Source organism: Segniliparus rugosus ATCC BAA-974, from assembly GCF_000185725.2.
Classification (GTDB): domain Bacteria; phylum Actinomycetota; class Actinomycetes; order Mycobacteriales; family Mycobacteriaceae; genus Segniliparus; species Segniliparus rugosus.
Map to the genome: position 1 here is coordinate 1,453,753 of NZ_KI391953.1, position 25,921 is coordinate 1,479,673.

The 25,921-nt window shown below is 67.9% G+C and carries 22 protein-coding genes and 1 tRNA gene; 10 read left to right on the plus strand and 13 right to left on the minus strand.

All coding sequences use genetic code 11. The features are described from left to right. Positions 1-4 precede the first annotated feature (4 nt). Genes HMPREF9336_RS07205 through HMPREF9336_RS07215 form a run of 3 tightly spaced genes read left to right on the plus strand, consistent with a single transcriptional unit; the run spans position 5 to position 2,018 of the window. Entirely contained in the window at positions 5-748 is a 744-nt protein-coding gene (locus HMPREF9336_RS07205) for a thioredoxin domain-containing protein (protein WP_007470441.1), read from the plus strand. A gap of 10 nt (positions 749-758) precedes the next feature. Beyond that, the gene (locus tag HMPREF9336_RS07210; protein WP_021030282.1) at positions 759-1,391 is read left to right on the plus strand and encodes a DsbA family protein; all 633 of its coding nucleotides are present in this window, start codon (positions 759-761) and stop codon (positions 1,389-1,391) included. 39 nt (positions 1,392-1,430) lie between these two features. Continuing rightward, positions 1,431-2,018, plus strand: a complete 588-nt coding sequence (locus tag HMPREF9336_RS07215) for a DsbA family protein (RefSeq protein ID WP_021030283.1) — start codon at positions 1,431-1,433, stop codon at positions 2,016-2,018. A gap of 242 nt (positions 2,019-2,260) precedes the next feature. Here HMPREF9336_RS07215 and HMPREF9336_RS07220 read toward each other — a convergent pair whose 3' ends face one another. The 4 genes from HMPREF9336_RS07220 to HMPREF9336_RS07235 form a co-directional block, all read right to left on the minus strand. Next, complete coding sequence (locus HMPREF9336_RS07220) at positions 2,261-5,185, minus strand: MMPL/RND family transporter (RefSeq protein WP_021030284.1); 2,925 nt, start codon at positions 5,183-5,185, stop codon at positions 2,261-2,263. Beyond that, positions 5,182-5,649, minus strand: coding sequence for an MmpS family transport accessory protein (locus HMPREF9336_RS07225; protein WP_007470449.1), 468 nt, complete (start codon positions 5,647-5,649; stop codon positions 5,182-5,184). The genes HMPREF9336_RS07220 and HMPREF9336_RS07225 overlap by 4 nt, the downstream gene beginning before the upstream one ends. A 225-nt stretch (positions 5,650-5,874) precedes the next feature. Beyond that, positions 5,875-5,947 (minus strand) — tRNA-Ala (locus HMPREF9336_RS07230). An 83-nt stretch (positions 5,948-6,030) separates the two neighbouring features. Further along, positions 6,031-6,756, minus strand: coding sequence for an SIR2 family NAD-dependent protein deacylase (locus HMPREF9336_RS07235; protein ID WP_007470451.1), 726 nt, complete (start codon positions 6,754-6,756; stop codon positions 6,031-6,033). Between the two features lie 92 nt (positions 6,757-6,848). Between HMPREF9336_RS07235 and HMPREF9336_RS07240 the strand changes: the two genes are divergently transcribed. Next, positions 6,849-7,541, plus strand: a complete 693-nt coding sequence (locus HMPREF9336_RS07240; protein ID WP_007470453.1) for a TetR/AcrR family transcriptional regulator — start codon at positions 6,849-6,851, stop codon at positions 7,539-7,541. On the opposite strand, the gene HMPREF9336_RS07245 is transcribed toward HMPREF9336_RS07240, so the two are convergent. The 5 genes from HMPREF9336_RS07245 to HMPREF9336_RS07265 form a co-directional block, all read right to left on the minus strand. Then, a complete protein-coding gene (locus HMPREF9336_RS07245) occupies positions 7,471-8,832 on the minus strand; it encodes an acyltransferase family protein (protein WP_021030285.1) in 1,362 nt (453 codons plus the stop codon). The two genes, HMPREF9336_RS07240 and HMPREF9336_RS07245, sit on opposite strands and share 71 nt — an antisense overlap. Then, positions 8,829-10,130, minus strand: coding sequence for an acyltransferase family protein (locus HMPREF9336_RS07250; protein ID WP_021030286.1), 1,302 nt, complete (start codon positions 10,128-10,130; stop codon positions 8,829-8,831). The genes HMPREF9336_RS07245 and HMPREF9336_RS07250 overlap by 4 nt, the downstream gene beginning before the upstream one ends. A 41-nt stretch (positions 10,131-10,171) precedes the next feature. After that, positions 10,172-10,603 carry a hypothetical protein gene (locus HMPREF9336_RS07255; protein ID WP_007470458.1) on the minus strand — a complete coding sequence of 144 codons (432 nt, stop codon included), beginning with the start codon at positions 10,601-10,603 and terminating at the stop codon, positions 10,172-10,174. A gap of 80 nt (positions 10,604-10,683) precedes the next feature. Continuing rightward, positions 10,684-12,471 carry a 2-oxoglutarate dehydrogenase, E2 component, dihydrolipoamide succinyltransferase gene (gene sucB / locus HMPREF9336_RS07260; RefSeq protein WP_021030287.1) on the minus strand — a complete coding sequence of 596 codons (1,788 nt, stop codon included), beginning with the start codon at positions 12,469-12,471 and terminating at the stop codon, positions 10,684-10,686. An 85-nt stretch (positions 12,472-12,556) separates the two neighbouring features. Next, a complete protein-coding gene (locus HMPREF9336_RS07265; RefSeq protein WP_051357297.1) occupies positions 12,557-14,074 on the minus strand; it encodes a leucyl aminopeptidase in 1,518 nt (505 codons plus the stop codon). 71 nt (positions 14,075-14,145) lie between these two features. Between HMPREF9336_RS07265 and gcvT the strand changes: the two genes are divergently transcribed. Then, a complete protein-coding gene (gene gcvT, locus HMPREF9336_RS07270) occupies positions 14,146-15,273 on the plus strand; it encodes a glycine cleavage system aminomethyltransferase GcvT (RefSeq protein WP_007470465.1) in 1,128 nt (375 codons plus the stop codon). A gap of 880 nt (positions 15,274-16,153) precedes the next feature. On the opposite strand, the gene HMPREF9336_RS07275 is transcribed toward gcvT, so the two are convergent. Together HMPREF9336_RS07275 and HMPREF9336_RS07280 are read right to left on the minus strand one after the other, a co-directional pair. Further along, positions 16,154-16,816: an O-methyltransferase gene (locus HMPREF9336_RS07275; RefSeq protein WP_040585224.1), complete on the minus strand. Its 663-nt coding sequence runs from the start codon at positions 16,814-16,816 to the stop codon at positions 16,154-16,156. Positions 16,817-16,989: 173 nt separating this feature from the next. Next, entirely contained in the window at positions 16,990-19,080 is a 2,091-nt protein-coding gene (locus tag HMPREF9336_RS07280; RefSeq protein WP_007470469.1) for a M13 family metallopeptidase, read from the minus strand. Between the two features lie 122 nt (positions 19,081-19,202). Between HMPREF9336_RS07280 and sigE the strand changes: the two genes are divergently transcribed. From sigE to HMPREF9336_RS07305, 5 genes are all read left to right on the plus strand, one after another. Beyond that, complete coding sequence (gene sigE / locus HMPREF9336_RS07285; RefSeq protein ID WP_007470471.1) at positions 19,203-19,880, plus strand: RNA polymerase sigma factor SigE; 678 nt, start codon at positions 19,203-19,205, stop codon at positions 19,878-19,880. Between the two features lie 146 nt (positions 19,881-20,026). Then, entirely contained in the window at positions 20,027-20,347 is a 321-nt protein-coding gene (locus HMPREF9336_RS17465; RefSeq protein ID WP_007470474.1) for an anti-sigma factor family protein, read from the plus strand. Next, entirely contained in the window at positions 20,344-21,900 is a 1,557-nt protein-coding gene (locus HMPREF9336_RS07295; protein ID WP_007470476.1) for a S1C family serine protease, read from the plus strand. Before HMPREF9336_RS17465 ends, HMPREF9336_RS07295 begins: the two co-directional genes overlap by 4 nt. Positions 21,901-21,907: 7 nt before the next feature. Beyond that, positions 21,908-22,318: a Sec-independent protein translocase protein TatB gene (gene tatB, locus HMPREF9336_RS07300; protein WP_007470478.1), complete on the plus strand. Its 411-nt coding sequence runs from the start codon at positions 21,908-21,910 to the stop codon at positions 22,316-22,318. 10 nt (positions 22,319-22,328) lie between these two features. After that, entirely contained in the window at positions 22,329-23,267 is a 939-nt protein-coding gene (locus HMPREF9336_RS07305) for an SMP-30/gluconolactonase/LRE family protein (protein WP_007470480.1), read from the plus strand. Here the strand turns inward: HMPREF9336_RS07305 and HMPREF9336_RS07310 are convergent. Together HMPREF9336_RS07310 and HMPREF9336_RS07315 are read right to left on the minus strand one after the other, a co-directional pair. After that, positions 23,248-24,717 (minus strand): MFS transporter, encoded by a 1,470-nt coding sequence (locus HMPREF9336_RS07310; protein WP_007470481.1) that lies wholly within the window; start codon positions 24,715-24,717, stop codon positions 23,248-23,250. The genes HMPREF9336_RS07305 and HMPREF9336_RS07310 overlap by 20 nt on opposite strands. Positions 24,718-24,721: 4 nt before the next feature. After that, entirely contained in the window at positions 24,722-25,876 is a 1,155-nt protein-coding gene (locus tag HMPREF9336_RS07315) for a P-loop NTPase (protein ID WP_007470483.1), read from the minus strand. Positions 25,877-25,921: the final 45 nt, after the last annotated feature.

The following is a 25,921-nucleotide window of genomic DNA, read 5'->3' on the forward strand; positions in this document are numbered from 1 at the left end:
CACGATGGCATATCCGGCTTTCCCGTACCAACAGCCGCCGAAATCGAGGCTGCCGCTCGTCCTGGTCGTCATCGCCGGGGCGGTGGCGCTGCTCTGCGCGGCGGGCGCGGCGACTGCCGTGTGGCTGAGGGGGACCAGGCCGGCCGCGCGGCAGACGCAGGACAGCACGATATCGGCGCAACCGGTCCAGGCCCAGGGTCTGGCGATTGCGACGGTGGGCAAGCCGGAGGCCAAGGTGACGCTGGACCTGTACGAGGACTACCTCTGCCCGGCGTGCGCGCTATTCGAGGAGCGGGAGGGGGAGCGCATCGCGAAGGCGGTCGAGGCGGGCCAGCTGCGGGTGCGCTTCCACATGCTGAACTTCTTGAACCGGCATTCGGCTTCGGGGGACTACTCGTCTCGGGCGGCGGGCGCCGCGCTCTCGGTGTTCCAGAAGGCTCCGGACAAATTCCTCGTGTTCCACGCCAAACTGCTCGCGCAGGACACGCAGCCGCAAGAGGGCGGCTCCAGCGACCTCTCGGACGACCAGCTGGCGAAGATCGCCGAGGAGGTCGGAGCTGGCGCGGCGGCGGCGGACATCCGCTCGGGCGCGAACGTGAAAGCGGCCGAGGACGCGGCGGCGGCTTCGACCCGTCAGTTGCAAAGCATCCTGAAAAGGGCGTCAACGCCCTCGGTCCTCAAGGACGACCAGCCGGTGGACTGGCAGCACGACGCGCAGTGGCTCCAGAAGCTCGTCGGCGCTCCGTAGAGTGGAAGCTATGCCGAGATTCCGCCCCGTCCTGCTCACGCCGTTCCTGATCGCCATGTCCGTCGCGGCGGCCCCCGGATCCGGGGCCGATCCCGCCGACACCGCTGTCGCGACGCTCGGCGAAGACGGCGCGACAGCGGTCATCGACGTGTACGAGGACTACCTGTGCCCGTACTCGGCGGCGTTCGAGCGACAGTTCGGGGACCGGATCACCGCTGCCGCCGCGAGCGGCAAGCTCCAGGTCCGGTACCACTTGTTGCATTTCCTCGACCGGCTCTCCGCCTCGGGCGACTACTCGTCTCGGGCCGCTGGCGCGGCGTTGGCGCTCTCCCGGCGCGACCCGGCGGCGTTCGCGGCGTTCCACAAGCGCCTCTTCGCCGAGGGGACGCAGCCGAAAGAGCACGGCGCGAGCGATCCGTCGGACGACCAGCTGGCGAAGATCGCCGAGGATCTCGGCGTGGACGAGGCCGCCGCGGCGGTGATTCGCGCGGGCGAGGAGACCGAGGCCGCCGAGGATCTGGCGGAGCGGTCCGCTGAGGAGCTGCGCGAGACGGTCGGAGAAATTTCCGTCCCGACCGTCGTGGAGCACGGCAAGAAAATAGACCTGGACGACGCGCGATGGTTGGGCAAGCTGGTCGGCTAGCCCTCGCCCGAAAAGCCCGCAAGCGATACAGTGGACGACATGTTCAGACTGCGCGCCGTCCTTCCGATGGCCATGGTCATGGCGCTCGCCCCCGCGTTCGGCTCTTCGGCAGCCGCAGCGCCCGCGCCGTCGGTGGACGTGTACGAGGACTTCCTCTGCCCGTACTGCGCAGCGTTCGACCAGCAATACGGCTCCGAACTGGAGAACGCCGCCCGCTCCGGGCGGATCAAGCTGCACTACCATTTCGTGAACAAGCTCGACCGGCTCTCCGCCTCGGGGGACTACTCGTCTCGGGCCGCGGGCGCCGCGCGCTGCGTCGCGAATCTGGCCCCCTCCCGGCTCGCCGCGTTCCGCTCCCGGCTGTTCGCGCCGGATGTGCAGCCTGAGGAGGAGGGCGACTCCGACCTTTCGAACGGCGATCTGGCGCGAATCTCGACCGAGGCGGGAGCCGGGGCCGCCGCCGCATGCGTGCGGCAGGGCGCACAGGTCGCGACGGCGAAGAGCGAAGCCGCCGCGCAGTTGGCCAAGCTTGCGGCCGAGGGCGGCCGGGGAGTGCCGTCTGTGGCCAAAAACGGGAAGATCGTGGACGTGGACGATCCTGCCTGGCTGGAGAATTTGGCCTCCTGACTGGGGCAACGGCGGTCGCTCTCGGTGAGGCGCCGGAACACCGCCGAGAGATGGCCCCGCAGCCATCGGCATGAGCCCGCGCCCGACCTGCCGCCTGTTTCCCTGAGCTGCGTCCAGCACAAAACATTAAGGGCAGTCTTTGCATGAGACATCACATGCGAGGCCGGTTGCGCTCGATGACGCAACACAACAATGGGGACAGGCCTCGCCTGGCTCGGCAAACCGGGCGAGGCGTAGCGAAGCTAAGAGTCCCGTCGCTGGCGCAGCGCGCTCACCGGGCGGGGCCGCACTCGCATCGGCCACCAGAACCAGCGGCCCAGCAGCGTGGCGATGGACGGCGTGATGAACGTGCGGACGAGCAGGGTGTCCAGCATCAGGCCGATGCCGACGGTGGTGCCGACTTGGCGGATAGAGTTCAGGCTGCTGATCAGCATGCCGAACATGGTGACCGCGAACACCACGCCCGCAGTGGTGACGATGGAGCCGGTCGACCCCATCGCCCGGATGAGGCCAGTCTTCAGCCCGCCGCCGATCTCCTCCTTGTACCTGGAGATGAGCATCAGGTTGTAGTCCGACCCCACCGCCACGATGATGATGAAGGAGATGGGGAGCACGAGCCAGTTGAGCGGCTTGTGCAGGATGTGCTGCCAGAGCAGGATGCCCATGCCGAACGCCCCGGTGTAGGAGAAGGCCACGGTGGCGACGATGGTGAGCGCGGCTCCGAGGCTCTTGGTGATGAACAGCATGATCAAGAAGATCAGCGCGAAGGCGCAGATCGCCGCGATGGCGAAGTCGAGGTCGGCCGTGTCCTGCACGTCCATGAAGTTGGTGCCCGCGCCGCCGAGGAACACCTTCGAGCCGGCGAGCGACGTCCCCTTGATGCCCTCGCGGGTGGCTTCGAGGACCGCCCGTGCGTGCTCGATGCCCGCCTCGCTCAGCGCGTCGCCCTCATGCGTGATGATGAACCGCGTCGCCTTCCCGTCGGGGGAAACGAAGAATTCGAGGCCGATCTTGAAGTCCGGGTTGGCGAAGGCCGACGGGGGCATATAGAACACCTCGTCGTTGCGGGCGTCGTCGTAGGCCTTGCCCATCGGGAGCGCGTCCGGGAGCGCGGACTCGGTCAGCGCCACCTGCGCCTTCTGGATGCTGATCTGCTGGCGCGTGAGGTCGAGCTGTTCTTTGGTCTGCGCGATGGTCTGCTCGGTCAAGGCGATATTGCGCTGGGTGAGCGCGATCAGCTGGGGCTGCAGCGCGTCCGTGCGCTGCGAGTCGCGCGTGGTGATCTGCAGCTCGTCCGCAGTCTTGTCCAACTGGTCCATCATGTCGAACAGGGACCGGCCCATCCAGCACCAGGGGATCTCGTAGCAGTAGGTCTCCCAGTAGAAGAAGTTGCGGAACGGGCGCATGTAGTCGTCGACGTAGCCCATATCCTCGCGCATCTGGTCCATGATGGCTTCCGAGCGCTCGGCCGACCCCCGCGATTCGTGCGCGATGTCCGCCTGCTCTTGCTGCAGGGCGAGCTGGTCTTTCAGAATGGCGAGCTGTTTCTCCGAGATGAGCTCTGTGCGCGTGGTGACGTCGGCCAGCTGCTCCATCTTGGCGATGTTGTCTTTTGTGATCTGGAGCGTCGCGGCGGAGTTGCTGGAGACGCCGCCGAGCGCGTAGGCGAGGGTGGCGTGTTCCATGGGATGGCCCTCGGGCCGGGTGATGCCTTGGACTTCCGCGATGCCGGGGACGCGGAAGATCGTCTTGGCGACCCGCTCGATGGCGACCATGCTCTGCGGGTTGCGCAGGTCGTGGTCGGCCTCGATCATCAGCATCTCGGTGTTCATCTTGCCGGGCGGGAAGTGCCGGTCCGCGGCTTGGAAGCCAAGATTGGACGCGGTCCAGCTCGGCTGGGAGTGTTGGTCGTCGTAGTCGACGTGGTAGGTCAGCACGGTGACCGCCCCGATGAGGATCACCGTCGAGCTGGCGGCGAGCACGGGGACGGGCCAGCGCACGACGATGGTCCCGATCTTGCGCCATCCTCTGCCCACCGGCTTGTCCTTCGGGTCGTACCAGCCGAAGCGGTTGCCGAAGGCGAGCATCGCGAAGCCCATCGTGAGCGCGATCACCGTGGTCAACATCATGCCGATGCAGCAGGCTCCGGCCATGGTGCTGAAGTAGTTGAGCCGGGTGAACCCGAGGCAGAACATCGCGCCGGTGACCGCGAAACCGGAGCCGAGGATCACGTGCGTGACACCCTTGACGGCGTCGTAGTAGGCCTCTTCGCGGTCCATGCCCGAGGACCGGGCCTCCCGGTAGCGGCCCACCAAGAAGAACCCGTAGTCCGTCCCCGCGCCGAGGACCAGTGTCACGACGAAGTTCGCGCCGAAGGTGGAGATCGGAATCACGTGGAAGTTCGCCAGCGCGGCGACGAGGCCTCGGGCGGCGAGCAGCTCGGTCACGACGACGACGTACTGCAGCACCGCGGCCATCGGCGAGCGGTACAGGAGGTACATCCGCACGCCGATCATGCCGAGCGTCAAATACAGGATCCAGCGCATGCTGTCGGTGGCGACTTTGATCGTGTCCGAAGCCAAAGCGGCGGGCCCGGTGACGTAGACCTTGAGCCCCGCCGGGACCGGCTTGAGCCCCGGCGTGTTCGGATATTGCTGCGGGTGCGTGTCGGCCCAGACCCGGTCGCGCACTGCGTTCACCGATTGGGTGGCCTGCGCCTCGCCGATGTTGCCGGTCATCCGCACCAGCACGTACGCGGCCTTGCCGTCGTTGCTCTGCGCGCCTGCGGAGGTGACTTTCTTGCCCCACAGGTCCATGACGTACTGCACATGGCTCTTGTCCGCTTGCAGCCTGCGCAGCAGATCGTCGTAATACTCGTGGTCCTTGGCCTCGAGCTTGCGGTCCTGCGCCTCGAGGACGATCATGACGATGCTGGTGGAGGAGGACTCGTGGAACACCTCGCCGATGTGCAGCATCGCCCTCTGCGAGGGCGAGTCGAGCGGGACCATCGGGCCTGCGAGCTCGATGGACACGGTGTCGATCTGCGGCGGGAAGATCTCCACCACGGCGGTGAAGAGCAGCCACAGGATGATGATCGGCAGGGAGAAGGAGCGGATCGCCTTCGCGAGGAAGGGTTTTTTCACAGGAGCCTGCGCTGGCGCGCTCATGCGGACAGCACCACGCAGGTGACCGCCGCGCCGGGGTTCGCGAGGGAGGACTCAGTCTTGAGCACGCCGTCGACGAGGATGCGGCAGGTGAGCTGGTCGCCCTGCACCCGCGCGACGATGGAGGCCGAGGCGGTGGTGAGCATCGTCGTCTCGGTGTACGACCAGGGCAGTGAGTTCAACACGACATTGTGCGGCTGCGCGTCCACGTCCAGATACGTGAGCTGCCCGCTGCCGCCGAAGTTGCCGCTGAGTTCGAAGGTGACGTGCTTCGGGATGAACTTCGTGACGTCGCCAGCGTTGTTCGGGGTCGCCTTGTCGTTCGTCGTCTGGTAGTACATCGTGCCGATCCGGTCGATGGCCAAGACGACGAGCCCAGCGAGAAGAGCAGTCACGAAATACAGCCAATACCGGCTGAAGAAGCCGCCTCGTTTCCGTGATTCGCCCTGGCCATCGTCTTGGCTCATCCACGCCGCCTTTCACCACCCGGCCCCGGCGCACCAGGGCAAATAGATGTTAGTTAGATCAACATAACTAATGCGAGTGGAGTCTAGCAGGCATCGAGCCCGCCTTCTATCGCACACCATATATGGTGTGAGCCACATCTACTTCCCGTCGTTCCGAACGGCCCAGACGGCGGGAAAAGAATTCGGCGCAGGCCAGAAAGTAATTCTGACCTGCGCCGGATCATGTGGAGCTAAGGGGACTCGAACCCCTGACCCTCACACTGCCAGTGTGATGCGCTACCAGCTGCGCCATAGCCCCATATGCAATTTAAGCCTGGTTCACCTTACACGTTTCGCGGATTTTCTCCAAATACTCTGCGGCGGCTCCTGTGACGACGGCGTTCAGGGCAGCAGCCGGTCCAGGAGCCCCGGCAGCGCCGCGCCAGCTTTCGCCCGGACGAACTCGTCCACCTCTCCGGTGAGCGCCGAAGGCTCCGGGTTCACTTCGACGACCCGCGCCCCGGAGGCTTTCGCGAGGGCGGGCAGCCCCGCGGCCGGGTAGACGACGCCCGAGGTGCCGACGACCACAAGCAGCGCCGCTTCGCCCACCGCGCGCACGGCCCGCTCCCACGGCGCTTCGGGCAGCGCCTCCCCGAACCACACCACGCCTGGGCGCACGGCGGAGCCGCAACGCGGGCATCGGGGAGGAGCGGCACGCGCGACCGGCCGCTCGACGGAGGGGACCTGCCCGTCGTACGGCGACGCGCAGTCGGCGCAGCGGAACGCGAACAGGCTGCCGTGGACGTGGACGACATCGCTGCTCCCCGCCCGCTCGTGCAAGTCGTCGACATTCTGGGTGATGACGACGACCTCGGCGCGCGATTCCCACTCGGCGATGGCGAGGTGCCCGGCGTTCGGCAGGGCGCGCCGCGCCAGCTCGTGGCGCCACAGGTACCACGCCCAGACGAATTCTGGATCGGCCCGCCATGCCTGGGGTGACGCGAGTTCGGTAGGATCGAATTGTTCCCACAAGCCGGTTTGGGCTTCTCGGAAGGTCGGCATGCCGCTTTCGGCGGACATCCCCGCGCCGCTGAGAACGACGACGCGGCGGACGAAATCTCGTGGCATACTGTCCAGGTTATCCGGTACGGCCGGTCCGCTATCGTCACAACTAGATCTCTGATGTGGAGTTCTACCTAGGAATATGGGAAATTTAGCCGATGTCTTCAGCTCGTGATCTTCGCAGGGAACTGATCGAGGCTTCGCTGGCGCTGCTCGCCGACCACGGTCCGGACGCGTTGCAGGCCCGTCGGGTCGCCGCCGCGTGCGACACGTCGACGATGTCGGTCTACACCTACTTCGGCGGCATGAAGCAGCTGCTCGCCGCCGTCGCCGACGAGGGATTGCATCGGCTCGCCATGACGTTGCAGCTTGTGGACCCGAGCGACGACCCGGTCGCAGACCTCGCGGTGTACACCTTCCTCTATCGGCGTTTCGCGTTGGAGAACCCGCACCTGTACCGCCTCATGCTCGGCGAAGCCTCGGTGAACGGAGTCTCCGCGCCGGTCACCTTCACCGTGCCCTCGGTCAGCAAGGGGGAGGTGCGGGCCGAGCTCGGGGTGATCCTGGTGATCGCCAGCGCTGTGCAGCGCGCCATCGACGCCGGGCGCATCCACGGGGAAGACCCGCTGTCGATGCTCTTCCAATTCTGGAGCGCGATGCACGGATATGTGCTTTTGGAGCTCGCGGGATATCTCGGCCACGACAACGACGGGCTCGAATCGGTGCTGCTGCCGCTCGGGGCCTCCGTCCTCCTCGGCTGGGGGGACAGCCCCGACCAGATCAGGAAGTCTCAGCTGCTGGGTCTGGAGATGCTCGCCGAGCTGGAGAAGAAGCATTCGCAGGCGCAGTAGCCGTCGCCCTGGCCAACGCCAACGAGCCGACCAAGGCCCCCACGCCCCACAGCCCGACGACCTGAGGTCCGAGCCGCGCCAACGCGAGCGTGCTGACCCCCGCGCAGATCAGAAAGGCCCCGACTGCCCAGCTGCGCCAGCCTAGGGCGGTCACACGGTCGTCCCACCACGGCAGGGGTTTGGTCTCCAGCGGGCGCAGCAGCAGGAACGCGACGAAGACGAGGAATAAGAAGAGCGGGGCCTGTTCCGCCTTGCTGGGCCAGAGCCCCGGCGCGGAGTCGGACACCGGCAACAGGCCTGAGGCGATCAGCGCGCCGTCCATGGCGAAGAGCACCACCCAGTGCCACAAATAGAGCGTCATCGCCCCGGTGTTGCCGATGGCGACGAACCGCCACACCTGCGGGTTGCCCGCGAACGCGCGCAGGCGCGGGGCGAGGAGGACGGCGAGCCCGCAGAGACACACCGAATGCCCGGCCAAGAGCAGCGACGGGGGCGTGAAATTCGAGATGTGGGTTTGGTCGGCGGTGCCGAGCATGGCCACGGCGTACGGGCCCTGAAGGCACAGGGCCAGATCGACGGCGAGGGCGACCGCGAACATCGCGGCCCCGATCCGCCTCGGGATGAGCGCTTTGCGATAGCCGACGCCGAGCGCGGTCGGGATGAGCCAGACGAGCACGAAATTCGGGGCGCCGATCTGCCAGTCCGACCCCCATGTCCAACGCGCAAGGTCGACGAGGGCGGTGAGCGCGTACAGGCCCGCGACGACCAGCGCGAGCTGCCATCCGGTGGAGATCTTCGCGAGGAGCGGGATGAACGCGAGGCAGACGGTGTACACCCCGAGGAACCAGAGCAGCACGAAGATTTGCGGCACCCCGATCGCCATGGCCTCCGGCGGGACGAACTGCTGGCAGACGAGGACGAGCAGGAGGATCACCGCGATAAACCACAACGTGGGCCGGTAGAGGCGCTGGCAGCGGGCGAGGAGCCAGCCGCCCCAGCTCGCCCCCTCGTGCCACGAGCCGACGCTCGCCGCCCCGCCCGCGAAGAAGAAGAGGGGCATGATTTGAAGCGCCCACGTCAGCCACTGCAGCGCCACGGAGTCGTCGAGCGCTCCGGCGGCGCGGACGCATTGCCGGGGTTCGGGGCACGAGGCGTCGAAATAGAGCACCACAAGGAGGAGATGCCCGACCACGACGACCGTCAACGAGAGGATGCGCAGCAGGTCGATCGAGCGGTCCCGGCTCGGAGAGGTGCCCGCTTCGACCGACGCTGCGGATGGGAAGAGTTTCATGCGGTCTGCTTTCGGTTGCGGGGCAGGATGAGCGCCCGGACGAGGACAAGGCACGCGAGCCAGCCCGATGTGAGCGAGACGCCGAGCCCCGCCAGGCCCCAGCGCGCGGAGAGCAACGTCGCAAGGCCGACGAGCACGAGCAACGCCCCGGAGAGCGCGCTCGTGGCCGGGCCGAGCGGACGGATCGGCCAGTCCCACAGCGGCAGTGGTTTGTTCTCCAGCGGTTGCAGGAGGAAGAACACTGGGACGAGCGCGAGGAGGAAGAGGGCGAGGCGAGCCAGATGGAGGGGGTAGAAGACGGCGGCCGGCGTGTCGGTCCACAGCTCGAAACCAGCCGCGCGGAACCCGAAGTGCACGAGCAGCAACGTGGGCAGGTGCCAGAGGTACAGCGTCATCGCCCCGCCGTTGCCCACGGCGACCCAGCGCCACGCCTTCGGGCGCGCCGCCCAGCGCCGCAGCGCCGGGGCCAGCCCGATCGCGAGGCCGCAGAGCACGGTCGCGTGCCCTGCCGCCAAGAGCGACGGCGGGGTCATGTTCGAAAAATGCTGCCCAGGATAGGTGACCATGCTCGGCTCATACGGGCCGGGGAACACGAGGCACACGTCGAGTCCGAGGGCGGCCGCCGCAACGGCGAAACCCTGACGCGGCGTGAGCAGCGAGCGCCAATAGGCGACCCCGAACGCGGCGGGGATGAACCAGGACAGATAGTTCAGGTAGCTCAGCGGGGCCGACGGATCCGACCAGCGGACGAGGTCCAAAAGAGCGGTGAACGCGTAGAACCCGCCGAGGACGAGGCCGAGGCGGGCGCTCGTCGTGATCCGCGCGAAGAGCGGGATCGCGGCGAGCACCAGAACGTAGACGCCGAGGAACCAGAGGAGCTGGGTGGACAGGGCTGTGATCGGACGGGAAACCCCCGCCGGCGCGACCAGGCGCAGGGCGCAGAGCCCGACCGGCCAGATCGCCAGGCACCACCAGACGGGTCGGTACAGCCGTTGGCAGCGCTTGAACAGCCATGCGCCCCAGCGCTGGTCCGCGCGCCACGAGCGGACGCTCGCGGCGGCTCCCGCGAAGAAAAACAGCGGCATGACTTGGAAGGCCCATGTGAGCCACTGGAAGACGACCGACCTGGCGAGCGCGTTGCCGAACTCGAGCTGATCGTTCCGCACGCGGGTCAGCAGCATGAGCGCGTGCCCTGCGACGACGGCGATCAGCGCGAGGATGCGGATCACATCGACGGCTCGGTCCCGGTCCGCAGGAGTCGCCGAAGCGACCTGCTGAGCACTGGGAACCGCGAACACCACGCCATCCTAGCGTCTCATCGCGGCCCCGAAGGGCAAGATCAGCCCCAGTACGACTTGCAGGCGTTCTGGACCTCTTGCTGCGCTTTGATGACAGACTTGAGCGGGCGGTCCAAGCGGTCGTACTTCTCTTGGCGGTTCACGGACTCGGCGAGGTCGCGCATCGAGTGGGCGTAGGTGACGAAGGCGTTCTGAATGTTGTTCGGGTAGCCCTTGTCTTTCGCGAGGTCGTTGACGGTGAGGGCCGCGTCGTTCAGGTCCGCCGCGACATCGTGCCAGTACTGCTTCGAGTCGTCGTCCTCGTGGTTGTCCTTGAACTCGATCCAGCGGGAGTTGGCCTTCGTGTTGGCTTCGCGGTACTGGTTGCACGCGTCCTTGGCGCTGGTGTCGGCGCTCGCCACGGGGGCGAGGAGCCACGACGAACCGAGGCACGCGGCGGCGAACACGGGCATGGCGGAACGAATGATCTTCATAGCTCCATATCCTGGACCATGGGCCTCTGACATGCAATTCGGCAGGACAAACCTACAGGATCCTCACAGGAATCCGGCACTTACAGGCCGAGGTCCGCCTCGAAGGCCCCGTCCTCAAGGCGGTGCTTGATCGTGGTGAGGAAGCGGCCCGCGTCAGCGCCGTCGATGAGGCGGTGGTCGTAGGTGAGCGGCAGGAACACCATCGAGCGGATCGCGATGACCTCGTCGCCCGAGTCCTCCTTGACGACGACGGGGCGGCGGACGATCGCGCCGGTGCCGAGCATCGCGGCCTGCGGCGGCACCAGGATCGGGGTGTCGAAGAGCGCGCCTTGGCTGCCGATGTTCGTGATCGTGAAGGTGCCGCCCGCCAGCTCGTCCGGCTTGAGGTTCCCGGAGCGGGCCCGTGCCGCGATATCGGCGATGCCCCGGGCGAGCCCGGCGAGCGAGAGGTCGCCCGCGTTGTGGATCACCGGGGAGAGCAGGCCCTGCTCGGTGTCCACCGCGATCCCGAGGTGCTCGGCGTCGTGGTAGGTGATCTCCTTGGCTTCCTCGTCGAAGGAGGCGTTCACATTCGGGTGCGCCTTGAGCGCTTCGACCACGGCTTTCGCGAAGAACGGCAGGAAGGTGAGGTTGACCTTCTCGCGCTCTTGGAAGCCCGCCTTCGCTTTGGCCCGCAGCGCGGCGATCTTGGTCACGTCGACCTCGAAGGTCTGGGTGAGCTGCGCGGTGGAGAGCAGCGACTCACGGGTCTTCTTCGCCGTGATCTGCCGGATCCGGTTCACTTTCTGCGTGGTGCCGCGCAGGTGGGCGAGGGCCGGCGCGGGGACGGGAGCAGAGGAGGGAGCGGCCGGGGTTTGGGGAACGGCCCCGGCCGGGGCCTGCGGAGCGGCAGGGGCGGAGGCGTTCTTGTTCTCGGCCGCGTCGAGCACGTCTTGCTTGCGGATGCGGCCGCCGATGCCGGAGCCGACGACTGCCGCGAGGTCCACATTGTGCTCACGGGCGAGCTTGCGCACCAGCGGGGTGACGTACGGGCTCGCGTCGTCGGTCTCGTCCTGCTCGGCAGCGGCGGGCGCAACGGGCGGTGCGGCCGGAGCCGGAGCGGCGGGCGCAGGAGCGGCGGGAGCAGGAGCGGCGGGCGCAGGAGCGGCGGGAGCCTGCGCGAGCGGGGCAGGAGCGGGTTCGGGAGCGCTCGCCGGGGGCGCGGGTGGGGCAGGAGTGGGTTCGGGAGCGCTCGCCGAGGGCGCGGGCGCCGCCGGAGCGGACGGGGCCGCGCCGGAGCCGATGATCGCGAGGTCGCCGCCGACCTCGACGACGGCGTCCTCCCCGGCGAGGATTTTTTGCAGCACGCCAGCGGCGGGCGAGGGGATCTCGGTGTCGACCTTGTCGGTGGAGATCTCCAAGAGCGGCTCGTCGACCGCGACAGCGTCGCCCTCTTTCTTCAGCCAGCGGGTGATCGTCCCCTCGGTGACGGACTCCCCGAGGGTCGGCATGGTCACAGTGAAGCCGGAGGCGGGCTCTGCGGGCGCGCTCGAGGCCTGCGGGGGGGCGGGGGCCTCGGCGGCAGGAGCCTGCGGGGGAGCGGGAGCCTCGGCGGCGGGGGCAGGAGCCTCTTGCGCCGGAGCGGACTCGCCTGCCTCGGAGATCACCGCCAGCTCGCCGCCGACCTCGACGACGGCGTCCTCCCCGGCGACGATCTTCGACAGGACGCCAGCGCCGGGCGAAGGGATCTCGGTGTCGACCTTGTCGGTGGAGACTTCAAGCAGCGGCTCGTCGGTGGCAACGGTGTCGCCCTCGTTCTTGAGCCAGCGGGTGACGGTCCCTTCGGTGACGCTTTCGCCGAGCGCAGGCATCCGAACCGAGATAGGCATGTCCTGGTGTCTCCTCACGTGGTCTGGTGGAGTGTCGTTGTCCTCGCTTCAGAGCCTACTCTAGTGACCATGGCGGGCACGCGTGCTAGCCCCGCTGGACGATGTCCTCGAGTACGGCGACCAATGTGCGCACGGGGACCCCGGTCCCGCCTTTCGGCGTGTAGCCGTGCGCGGAGCCGGTGTTGTAGGCGGGGCCCGCGACGTCGAGGTGCGCCCACGAGACATCGGGGCTCACGAATTCCTTGAGGAAGAGCGCGGCGGAGAGCATGCCGCCATTGCGGTGGTTCGTGACGTTCGCGAGGTCGGCGATCGGGGATTTCAAGTCGTCGGCGAGTTCCTCTGGCAACGGCATGGACCAGCCGCCCTCCCCGACGGAGCGGGAGATTTCCGACACACGGTCGCGGAATTCCTCGGTGCCCATCACGCCGGGGGTCCGCGCGCCGAGCGCGACCATTTGCGCGCCAGTGAGAGTTGCCACATCGATGAGGTAGACCGGGTCGCGCTCGCACGCCGAGACGATGGCGTCGGCGAGGATGAGCCTGCCCTCGGCGTCGGTGTTGATGACGAGCGTGGTCTTCCCCCCGTAGTGCGTGATGACGTCGCCGGGGCGTTGCGCGGTCGAGGACGGCATGTTCTCCACCATCGGCAGCGTGGCGGTGATGTTCAGGGGGAGCGCGAGCTTCGCGGCCGCGAAGATGGCTCCGGCCACGGCGGCGGCCCCGCCCATGTCGGACGTCATGTGCTCCATGCCTGCGGCAGGTTTGATCGAGATGCCGCCGGTGTCGAACGTCACGCCCTTGCCGACCAGCGCGACGTCGACGCCCGCGTTCTTGTCTTTGCGGCCCCGGTATTCGAGCTTCACCAGCCGGGGCGGGCGGGACGAGCCCTGGCCGACTCCGACGACTCCGCCGTAGCCGCCCTTCGCGAGTTGCTTCTCGTCCAGGACCTCCGCCGCGACGCCGAGCGCTTTGGCGAACGTGACGACGCGGATGGCGAAGCTGTCGGGGTAGAGGTGGTTCGGCGGTGTGTTGACGAAGTCGCGGGCGGCGCACACGGACTCGACGACCGACTGCGCGTGCGCGAGGTCGGCTTTGGCTTGTGCGGAGCGGGGGTGGTCCACCAAGAGCCGCAGCTGTTTCGCGCCCTCGGTCTGCGCGGCGGATTTGTACGCGTCGAACTTATAGCCGCCAAGGACGAACCCCTCAACGGTCGCGCCGAGGTCGAGTTCGGAAAGCGTGGTCGCGATGTTGCTGACGTCGCCGAGCGCGCGGGCGGCGATGCCCGCAGCCCTGCGGATCCGCTCGGGGTCTTCGCTCTCCTCTTCGGTGCCCAGGCCCACGGCGAGCACGCTCGTCACGTTCAGATCGCTCGGCGCGGGCAGTCGGAAGAGCTCAAGGGCTTTGCCTTTCGCGCCGACGCTGCGCAGCGACCGGGCGAGCTCTTCCGTCTGTCGCGGGGAGAACGCGGAGCCGACCGCTTTGAGCTCGCCGTTCTCGGACGAGGTCACCCCCACCAGCAGCACTTCGTCGGCCTGGCGCAACGCCGAGTCAAGCAGCAGCTTCGGCAGCGGAGCTGCAGGATCGCTATGTTTCGGCTGGTTCATGATGAGCGTCTCGACTTTCTCTGCTCGGCTCGCGCCCCGCTGCTTCATTGCAATCCGCTACTGTAGCGAGCATGGGAACCGATGATCAACCCGAACTGGTGCTAGAAGGCCCGATCCCGCAGATCCACGAGGCGCTCGGCGCGAAATTCGCTCCGTTCGGCGGGTGGCGCATGCCCCTGTCGTATTCCGGCGTGGTCTCCGAGCACACCGCGGTCCGGGAGAAGGTCGGCATCTTCGACGTGAGCCATCTCGGCAAAGCCCTGGTCGCGGGCCCCGGCGCGGCGGAGTTCGTGAACCGGACGCTCAGCAACGACCTCGCGCGCATCCGTCCGGGGAAGGCCCAGTACACCCTGTGCCTCGCCCCTGACGGGGGAGTGATCGACGATCTCATCGCCTACTACGTGAGCGACGAGGAGATCTTCCTCGTGCCGAACGCGGCGAACACCGCAAGCGTGGTCGCCGCGCTCCAGGCGGTCGCCCCGCCGGAGATCCAGGTGACGGACGAGCATCGCGACTACGCCGTGTTCGCCGTGCAGGGACCGCTCGCCAAGGAGGCGGTGGAACGAGCGGGCTTCGCCGTGCCGGAGGAGTACATGGCGTACACGGAGGAGACTTGGGACGGCTCGGCGGGCAAGCAGGCTCCCGTCAAAGTCTGCCGCACCGGGTACACCGGCGAGCAGGGCTACGAGGTGATTCCGCCGTGGTCGGTCGCGTCAGAGGTCTTCACGGCGCTGTTGAACGAGGTCCAGAAGCTCGGCGGGGAGCCCGCCGGGCTCGGGGCGCGGGACACGCTGCGCACGGAGATGGGCTACGCCTTGCACGGGCACGAGCTCGCTCTGGACATCTCGCCGGTGCAGGCCGGGGTCGCCTGGGCCATTGGCTGGAAGAAGCCGGAGTTCTTCGGGCGCGAAGCCGTCGTCGCTGAAAAAGAGCGGGGGCCTGCGCGGACGTTGTTGGGGCTGAAGGCTCTGGAGTCCGGCGTTCCTCGCCGGGGCTACACCGTCCGCAAGGGCGAGGCTTCGGTCGGCGAAGTCACGTCGGGCACGTTCTCCCCGACGCTCAAGACCGGGGTCGCCCTCGCCCTTGTCGATTCGGCTTCCGGCGTCGAGGTCGGCGACGAGGTCAGCATCGACGTCCGGGGCAGGGCATTGCGCTGCGAGGTCGTGACCCCGCCCTTCGTGGAGTCCCACGTGCGCTAATCAGCTTGGACTGGTCGCGTAGCCCTGGCCGGTGGGCGTTCTCTAGCGGGCGATGCTGGAGGTATTTCCCGCTGGCGAGTGGGGGAGCGGCTTGGCCGGTGTCCGTGCGCTGACGCGTCGGGCCGAGGGGCGAGGCATCCAGACAAGCGCTGTGTTCGGTGATGGCGCCCGGGGCGTGTTTTCGTCGGGGTCTGTTGTGTGGGTTCCGCCGGTGGGCGATGTCCGTGTGACGGCGCCGTCGGGTTTTGTTCGTCTCGCCATCTGCCATGGGCTGGTGGTGGTGTTCGCAGAGTCGTTTTCCCTGACTCGCGGGGCTCGTGGGCGGTGCTCCCAGCGGTAAATCCGAGAGGTCCGCCAGGACCGCGAGGTCCACGGCGAGGGGGCCGGTTCAGCTTGGGGCGCGGTCGCTGCGCTGCCTGACAAGGCTCCTTGCCGCATTCGCGGCCGAGGTGGTCTTCCCCGCTCCCGGCGAGCGCGGCGAGGGCGTCGCTCCTGCGGGTCCACATGGCTCTGGGGTCTTGAGGCAGATGGTCCGCGCGGCGGCGTCGAGCCGGTCTTTCACTCCGGTCTTTCACTCGTGCCGCCTCCATGAGCGGCATCGTGCCCTAGATTTTCGCCATCCCGTCGCCGACAGGTTTGACGAGAAGCCCTCGCTCGGCGTGCGCCCGCAACGCCGCGAGCGGCGTCCCTCGCGTCAGCGCGCGACCCCGTACGGACCCGTACGGAGGCTCTGAAACACTTCCTCCGAGACGATCCCCATCGTACTGCTCGTACGTTCGATGCTATCAGAAAGTGTGCTGTATCACAAGGGAAAACCGCATGCTTTTCACTGACTTGACCGAACTCGGGATCGAAACCCGGCGCGAGCGTGGAGCCGTGCCTAGCGCTCGACCGGCTCATGCCGCACTGCGGCCACCAGCAGACCCTCTCCGAAGGGGACAAGGATATGCAGGAGGCGTTCGTCCTCCGCGATGGCCCGCGCGGCTTCCCTGCCCGCGACCGCCGCGCGGTCGTGGCGATCCGGGTCGAGGACCGCGCCCGCGTGCAGCGCAGCATGCACGGCGAGCACGCCGCCGGGGCGGAGCAGACGCACTGATTCGGCGATCAGATGCGGCTGCTCGGTCGGCTCCGCGTCGATATGCACGAGGTCATAGGCTCCGTCTGCGAGTCGGGGCAGCACCTCTTGCGCTTTGCCCGTGATCAGTCTGGTGCGTCCGGCGGGGACGTGCGCCGACACAAGCGCGGCTTTGGCGGCCTTGTGGCACGCCGGGTCTGCGTCAATAGTGGTGAGCACGCCGTCCGGGCGCATGCCGCGCAAGAGCCAGAGCCCGCTGACCCCGGCTCCGGTGCCGATCTCCACGACGGCTTTCGCCGAGGCCGAAGCGGCGAACAGGGCGAGCACCGCGCCGACCGAAGGCTCGACGCTCGGCACGCCAAGCTCGGCCGCGACGATGCGCGCTTGACGAGTCGGCTCGTCTTCGGCTGCGGTGGCAGCCGCGTAGGCGAGGAGCTTTTCGGCGGCCGGAGGCTCTACAGGGGACATCGGATTCACCCTAGCAGGCTGTTCTGTCGCGCCCTTGTGGTTGTCCTCGGCGCTGTCTTCCACCGATGGGGAACGCTCGTCCTCGCGAGAGGGGAGCGCTTCCTGCAGGCGGGCGGCGAAACCGGTTCTTCTCGTCGCAGTCCGGGCTCCGTCGGACTTCGGCCGGTCTGCGCTCACCAAATGGAGACTAGTTGATCACCGGCGTGCGCTTCGGCCGCGCCAGGCTTGCAGGAGAACGCGGCGGCGAAGGCGGGGACATTGGCGACAGTGCCGTTCACCCGGTACTGGTTCGGCGAGTGCGGATCCTGGGCCAAGAGCCGGATTTGCGTCTTCTCCTCGATCTTCTCGCGCCAAATCACGGCGAAGCTCAGGAAGAAGAGCTGCTGCGGGGTGACCCCGTCGTGCGGGCGCATGACCTCGACCTTCTGGTCGACCAGCTTCTGCAGCGCGTCCGAAGAGGAGAGCAGGCCGCCGAGGTCGGCGATGTTCTCGCCGAGGGTGAGCTCGCCGTTGACGTGCAGGTCGGGGCGGTCGGGGAAGGGGTGGTACCCGTTGAACTGGTCCACGAGCTTCTGCGTGCGCGCCTTGAACTGCTCCACGTCCTGCGGCGTCCACCAATCGGTCAGGTTGCCGTCGCCGTCGTACTGCCTGCCCTGATCGTCGAAGGCGTGCGTGGTCTCATGCCCGATCACCGCGCCGATGGCTCCGTAGTTGGCGGCGAGGTCGCGGTCCGGGTCGTAGAACGGGGCCTGCAGGATCGCGGCGGGGAAGTTGATCGTGTTGTACTCGGGGTTGTAGAAGGCGTTCACCACCTGCGGGTTGGTGATCCATTCCTGCTTGTCGGTCGGCTTGCCGAGGTGGGAGAGCTGGTAAGCGCGGTTGAAATCCCTCGCGGCCTGCAGGTTCTCGTAGTACTTGCCGTCCTGGACCACCAAGGCGTCCCAGTTGCGCCACGTGTCGGGATAGGCGACCCGCAAGCCGATTTTGCTCCACTTCTCGAGAGCTTTCGCCTTGGTCTCCGCAGTCATCCAGTCGACCTTCTGGATTCTGGCCTTCACCGCGGCCAGGATGTTCTTGATCAGCTCGGTCGCCTTGCTCTTCGTCTCGGGGGAGACGTATTTCTCCACGTAGAGTTTGCCGAGCGCGTTGCCCATGGACATGTCCACGTTGCTGACCGCCCGCTGCCAGCGCGGCTTTTGCTCCTTCTGCCCGCTGGTGGCCTTCATGTACTCGAAGACGTTGTCCACGAAGGGCTTGGACAGGGCCGGCGACGCCTCATAGGCGAGGTGGAAGGTCAGGTACGCCTTCCACTGATCTGCCGGGACGGCCGCGAGCAGCGTGTCGACGGTGGTGAAGACCCGTTCGGGGGCCATGTTCAGGGTCTGCGGCGAGCTGATCTTCGCGGCGGCGAAGACGTCCTCCCATTTGATGTGCGGAGTGGTTTTGTCCGCGTCCGCGAGCGCGACGATCTTGTACGTGGCGTTCGGGTCGCGCTCCTCGACCGGGGACAGCTCGGCTGCGGCGATCTTCGTCTCGATGTCGAGCACTTGGTCGGCTTGCGCCTTCGCCTGGTCGTCGGCGACCCCGACGAGCTTCAGGGTCCGCTCGATGAGCGCGTGGTAGGCCCCGCGCTGCTCTGCGAATTGCGGATCGGTGTAGAAGTCTTTGGTCGGCAGGCCTGTGCCGCCCGCGTTGGCGCTGACGATCTGGACGTTGGTGTGCTTCGGGTCGGCTTCGACGTCGAAGCCGAGCAGGGGCGAGCGGCCTTTGCCGGCCGTCTCGACCACGTACCGCAGGAGCGAGGCGGTGTCGGTGATCGCCGCGATCTTGGCGAGATCCGGCTTGATCGGGTCGAAGCCGCGCTTTTCGATGGCCGCCTCGTCGGTGGCGGAGCGGTAGAGCACCCCGAGTTTGTCGCGGTCGGACAGCCCCTGCGCGCTGGAGGGCTTCCCTTCCTTCCCCGCGGCTTCGAGGATCTCGTGCAGGTTGTCGCGGACTTTGTTGCTGAGGGTTTTGAACGCCCCGACCGAGACCTCGCTCGGCGGGATCTGCAGTTTCTCGTCGGCGATTTTGTTGACGTGCGCGTTGAAGTCGTCGCAGGCCGCGACCGAGTTGTCGAGCTGGCCGATATCGGCGAAGGCGTCGTGCCAGGCGGGCGTGACGTTCGTCTGCTCGGGGACGGTGGGGTGGCAGGCGGCCAACGCGAGGGAGAGGGAGCCGACCGTGGCGAGGAGCGCGGGCTTCAGGCTCGAGTGAGAACGCATGGTTGTGCAGCCTAGCAAGTCCGGGCGATCAAGGGTGGCTTGATCGGGCGGCGGCTGGTATTCTCAGGCCTGCCTCAGGTTTCCCACACGATTGTCATATCCGGACCTGACAAGGTGATCGCATGGCACGCAGTAAGCACACCGCCCAAGCCGTTGACAACGAAGTCGGCGACGAGCTCCTCCTTGAGGGCGAGCTCGAAGACAGCAGTCTCGAAGGGACTGCGCGGTTCGACGCGACCGGACAAGCCTCCGACATGCCGAGCTGGGACGAGCTCGTGCGCGAGCACGGGGCCCGAGTCTACCGGATCGCCTACCGGCTCACCGGCAACCAGCAAGACGCTGAGGACCTCACGCAGGAAACATTCATCCGCGTGTTCCGCTCATTGCACACGTACCGCCCCGGCGTCTTCGAGGGCTGGTTGCACCGGATCGCCACGAATTTGTTCCTCGACCAGGCACGGCGCAAGACGAAGATCCGCATGGAGGCATTGCCCGAGGACTACGAGCGGGTGCCGTCCGGGGCTCCGAGCCCGGAAGACGTCGTCGCCGACGCGGACCTCGACCCGGTGCTGCAGACGGCGCTCGACAGCCTCCCCCCGGAGTTCCGGGCGGTGGTGGTGCTGTGCGACATCGAGGGGCTTTCCTACGAAGAGGTCGGAGCTTCGCTCGGGGTCAAACTCGGGACGGTGCGCTCCCGGCTGCACCGGGCCCGGCAGTCCATCCGCGACAACATCATCGCGGCGCGGGCCCGAGCGCCTCATCGCGGCGAGGCTCGCTCGCTCGCCCTCGCCGGCCTGTGAGGCCAAATGCCGCTATACTGCGAATATCGGTAGATATCCGCAGGACGAACGGGCTGCGGTGCGAAACGTAGAGAGAAGGGCCTGGTCATATGATGATCCCCCGGCGCCTCGAGGGTGAATCGGCGCAGTGGTCCCGAGGAGCGGAATTGCTGCTGGGAACCAAGCCCGCGCCGAAGGCGTTCTGGTCGGTGGACCACGTCTCGTTCGAGGCCGTCGCCGCGTACGCCGACGGGAAACTGGGGGAGAAGGCCTCTGTCCGCGCCCGCGAGCACTTCCAGGCCTGCCCGGAATGCTCCGACGAGTTGCAGGCGCAGCTGCAGGCGCGCGCCGCGCTGCGGCAGGCGGGCTGTGTTCAGGTGCCCGCAGACCTGCTCGGCGCGCTCTGCGCCATTCCGACGCAGTCGGCCATCCCCACGCACACGTTCCCCGCGCACGAAGCCAAGCGCCGCCCGGGGTCGGCTCGGTGACCCCGCCCGTCAGCGGTGGAGGCGCGACACCCACGCACACGGACCAATCCCAGGGCGACGGGCGCCCGCAGTACACGTCTCGGCTGCCGGAGCGCCCCGTCGTCGATCCGGTTTCGGCCCAGTTCTTCGGCAGGCCGGTCGGGGTCGACGGATCGTTCCTGCCGCAAGCGGGGAACGACTCCCCGGAGCAGTCGGGATACCGGCTCGCTCCGCCCGACCCGGTGCTGCGGGAGGCGTTCTCCCGGCCGGAAGGCGCGGCGGAGGCGTTGCAGCGCGACCCGCACGCGGCGGCGGGGGAGCAGCGTCAGGAAGACGGGCGGCTGGACGATCCGTGGCGCGATCCCGCCGCGGTCGTGAGGCTCGGCGAAGCCGCGTTTCCCGCCCCGCAGCCGGAAGGCCCGACTCAGGGACGGCGGCTCGGCGCTCGCGAAGTGCTCTTCGGCGGCAAGGTCAGCCCGGTCGGGTTGGGCGCGCTCGGCCTCGCCGCGCTGCTTATCGGCGCTTTCGGCGGTTTGATCGGCGGTTTCATCCCCCGAGGGCATGACCTGCTGACCGACGAGAGCCACCCGGAGATCAATCTCGCGGGCTCCCCGGCTTCGCCGAACGACGAGGCGGTGCGGAAGGTGGCGGCCGAGGTGGCCCCGGCGGTGGTGACCATCGAGTCGGTGTACACCCAGGGGAGCGACAAGGTGAAGGAGACCGGTTCCGGGGCGATCATCACCGGGGACGGCTACATCGTCACGAACAACCACGTGGTGGAGAGCGCCGCCGTGCCGGAGAACAACGCGACGCTCGAAGTCATCTTCGCCGATGGCAGGCGCATCCCCGCGAAGATCGTCGGCCGGGACCCCAAGAGCGACCTCGCCGTGGTGAAGGTCGAGGCGAAGATCGGCAAGACGTTGGAGTTCGTCGATCAGAAGGACGTGCACATCGGGGAGACGGTGGTGGCGTTCGGCGCCCCCTTCGGGCTCTCGAAGACCGTGACCCAGGGCATCGTCAGCGCGCTGCACCGGGCGATCGTGCTGCCGTCGAAGGACAACCCCGACGACGTGGCCGCCTCTTCGGTGATCGACGCGGTGCAGACCGACGCGGCGATCAACCACGGCAACTCCGGCGGCCCGCTGGTGGACTTGAGGGGCCGGATCGTCGGCATCAACACGATGATCTACTCGCCGAACGACAGCGGCAGCATCGGCCTCGGCTTCGCGATCCCGTCCAACGACGCGCAGAGCGAGGTGAACCAGCTGATCCACGAGGGTTTTGTGGAACACCCGGTGATCGGAGTCTCGGCCCGGCCCGTGGTGAACCAGCAGGGCAGCGGCGTCTCGGTGTCCGAGGTGAAGCCGGGCGGCCCGGCGGACCGCGCCGGGATTAAGCCGAACGACGTCATCGTGCAGATCGGCGACCGTCCGGTGACCAGCCTGGAGGAGTTCCTCGTTGGCGTGCGCAAGATGCCGCTCCACAAGGAGACCACGGTCAAGGTGCTGCGCGGCGAGGGGCAGAACAAGCCGGTGGAAGTGCAGATCACCCCGGACTCGGACAAGCAGAAGTGAGCGAGCGGTGTTCTCCATAGGCTGGGGTGAGATTTTCATCCTGCTGATCGCGGGGCTGGTGATCCTCGGCCCCGAGCGGTTGCCGGGGGCGATCAGCTGGGTGACCAAATCCCTGCGCCAGGTCCGCTCGTTCGCCCAGGACGCCTCCGGGCAGCTCCGCGAACAGCTCGGCCCGGAGCTCTCCGAGCTTCAGGAGCCGATCCAGCAGCTGAGCAAACTGCGCGGGACTTCGCCGACCGCGCTCATCTCCAAGCATCTGCTCGACGGAGAGTCGCCAGACAGCCTGCTCAACCCGCTCTCGCCGACCCGGCCCTCGGCTCCGAAACCCGCAGCGCAGCCCTCCTCGCAAGCAGCGCAGCCCTCCTCGCAAAACGAAGAGCGCCAAGGCCCTCCGGCCTTCGACCCGGACGCCACATAGGATAACCGTCATGGTCGGCGACTCGTTACGACTTGCGCCCTTGCCGGGCAAAGGCCCGGAAGACGTGGCGATCGGCCCGGACGGCACGGTCTACACCGGCCTCGCCGACGGACGGATCGTCGCGCTGCCGCCCGACCAGCCGTCCGCCCCGCCCCGAGTAGTGGCCAGGATCGAGGGCGACCGCCCGTACGGGGTGGAAATGCACGGCGACGGCGAACTCGTCGTGTGCGCGGCATCGGCGGGAGCGTTGGTGGTCGACATCCGAACCGGGAGCGTCGCCCCGCTCGCTTCCTCGTTCGCGGGTCGGCCGTTTCTCACCTGCAACAATTCTGCGGTCGCTTCGGACGGCACGGTGTACTTCAGCGAGTCCTCGCAGGTGCACACCATCGCCCGATATCTGGTGGACCTTGTGCAGTCGACCCGGACCGGGCGGCTTTTCCGCAAGCCCCCAGGCGGCGCTGTCGAGCTCTTGTGCGAGGGCATCGACTTCGCGAACGGCGTGGCCCTCGCCCCGGACGAGCGCAGCGTGTTCGTCGCGGAGACCGCGACCGGGCGGGTGCGCCGCGTGTGGCTCGAAGGCCCGGACCAAGGCAAGGACGAAGTGTTCGCGGACGGGCTGCCAGGTTATCCGGACAACTTGGCCAGCGCCCCGGACGGGGGAGTCTGGGTCGCGGTGCCGAGCAAGCGGGATCCGTTGCTCGAAGCGCTGCGCTCCGCGCCCAAGCCGGTGCAGGCGATCATCCGCGCAGTTCCGCCGAAGGCGGGCGAGCTGCTCGCCAGAGGCGAGACAGCGGCGGTCAAGTTGGCCGCCGATGGCAAGGTGGTCCGTGAGGTCCGGGTCAAAGAGCGAGGGTTCCAGACGCTGACCGGGATGCGCGAGCACGAGGGGGAGCTGTGGTGCGGTTCCCTCTACTCGCCCGCCCTCGCCGTCATTTCGCTTTGCCCTTGAGCATCCCGGCCATCGCGAGCCCGAGCAGCGCCAAGCCGACCGCTCCCGCGGCCCAGAGACCGTCGACGAACGCGACGCGGGCCGGGTCGGCAAGGCCGAGCGCCAGGGCATTGGCGAGCGTCTCTTTGGCCTCGTCCGCCACAGCGGGGTCCGCGCCGCCGGGCATCTCGAATTTGCGCTGGTAGACGGCGTTGACGATACTGCCGAACACGGCCACCCCCACGGCCACGCCGAGCTCGATCGCGGTCTCCGAGATCGCGGCGGCGGCCCCCGCCCGCTGCGGGGGAGCAGCGTCCAGCACGATGGCGCTGATGACGGTCATCGCGGCCCCGAATCCGAAGCCGACCGCCACGCCGCTGGCCGAGACCACGAAAGCGCCGTGCTCGGCGGTGAGCCCGAAGATCGCCGCGACGCCCACGGCGATGACCATCAGGCCCGCGAGGATCAGAGAGCGCTCCGACATGCGCTTCATCGCGGCCGCTGCGATGAACCCGGAAGCCACCGAGGCCACCGCGCCCGGCAGCAGGTAGAGACTCGCGCGGTCCACCGGGATGCTGAGCACGAGCTGAAGGTATTGGGGGATGAGGAACTGCGTCCCGACCAGGACGGTGACCACGACCATGCTTGCGGCGACCGCCGACGAGAAACGGGGATTGCGGAACAACTGTAGGTCGAGGAGCGGCTCGGCGAGCTGGCGCTGCCGCCGCGCGAACACCCACCCGACGAGTCCGCCCGAGACGATGGCCGCCGCTGCGACGAGGCCGGGCCCGTGCTTGGCGATCTCTTTCACGCCGTACACCACCGGCAGGATGGCGAGGAGGGACAAAAGGACGCTGACGAGGTCGATCCGTCCGGGCTCGGGGTTGCGCGACTCGTCCACCAGGGGCGGCACGCACACCAGCGCCACGAGCACCACCGGCACGTTGATCAGGAACACCGAGCCCCACCAGAAGTGGCCAAGCAGCCAGCCGCCGACCACCGGCCCGAGGCCGGAGCCCGCGCTGAACGCGGTGCTCCAGACCGCGATGGCGAACACTCGCTGGCGCTCGTCCTGGAACATGGTGCGCAGCAGCGACAGCGTGGACGGCATCAGGGTCGCTCCGGCCAGGCCCAGCAGCGCGCGGCCGACGATGAGCACGTGGGCGTCCGGCGCGTAGGCGCACAGCATAGAAGCGGCTCCGAAGCAGGCCATGCCGACCATGAGGAGTTTGCGCCGGCCGATGTGGTCGCCCACGTTGCCCATGGTCACCAGGAGGCTCGCCAGCACGAACCCGTACACGTCCACGATCCACAGCGTCTGCGTCGCCGACGGGCGCAGCTGCGCGTCGAGGCTCGGCAGCGCGAAACCGAGCACCGTCCCGTCGACGGCGATGAGGAGCGCGGGCAGCATGAGGACGGCGAGGCCGACCCACTCCCGAGCCCCAGCCCGAGGCTGGACCTGCGTTGTCATGACATCAGCGCCGGGCAGGTTCCACGGTCAGCGACATGCCCACCAAGCCGCGCGGTTTGACGGCGAGCCGCGCCGCGACGTCGCGCAACGCGACAGCGGCGGGGTTCTCCGGGTCGCTGACGACCAGAGGCGCCCCTTCGTCCGCCGAGACGCGCAGCCCCGCGTCGAGCGGGACACTGCCGAGGAGCGGCACCTTGCCGCCCGTGACCGAGGACAGCCTGGTCGCGACCTGCTCTCCGCCGCCCTCGCCGAAAATGCCGCCGGACATGTTCTCGATGACCCCAGCGATGGACTGGCGGGTCTGCACCGCGATCGCGCCCGCGCGCTCGGCGACCACGGCGGCGGTGTGTTGCGGGGTGGTGACGACGAGCAGCTCCGCGTTCGGGATCAACTGGGCGAGGGAGATCGCGACGTCGCCCGTGCCGGGCGGCAGGTCGAGCAGCAGCACGTCCAAGTCGCCCCAGTACACGTCGGCGAGGAACTGCTGCAAGGCACGGTGCAGCATCGGCCCGCGCCACACGACCGGCGTGTTGTCCTTGGTGAACTGCGCGACCGAGACGAACCGCACGTTGTGCGCGGACGGCGGCATGATCATGCTCTCCACCTGGGTGGGGCGGTCGGCGGAGCCCAAAAGTCCCGGCACGGAGTGCCCGTAGATGTCCGCGTCGAGCACGCCGACGGACAGTCCGCGCGCGGCGAGCGCGACGGCGAGGTTCACCGTCACGGTGGACTTCCCGACGCCGCCCTTGCCGCTGGCGACCGCGTACACCTTGGTGAGCGATTTCGGCTGGGCGAAGGGGATGACCGGGTCTTTCGCGTCGCCTCGGAGGGATTTGCGCAGCTCGGTGCGCTGCTCGTCGTTCATCACGTCGAGCTCCACCTGCACATCGCGCACGCCGGGCAGGTCCAAGACCGCCGTGCGCACCCGCTTGGCGATCTCGTCCCGGAGCGGGCACGCCTTGGTGGTGAGGTAGACCGCGATCTTCGCGACGCCGTCCGCGCCGACCTCGGCGGACTTCACCATGCCCAGCTCGGTGATCGGCTTGCGGATCTCCGGGTCGACCACGCGCCCGAGCGCTCCGAGAAGCTGTTCCTGCCGCACTTCGGTTGTCGAACTCACCTGTCCATGGTACCCGGCGCTCTTAGCGGAATTCTCCATATTTTCCTTTGGATGCGCCTTGCGCGCAGCCGCGTGCGGTAGCCT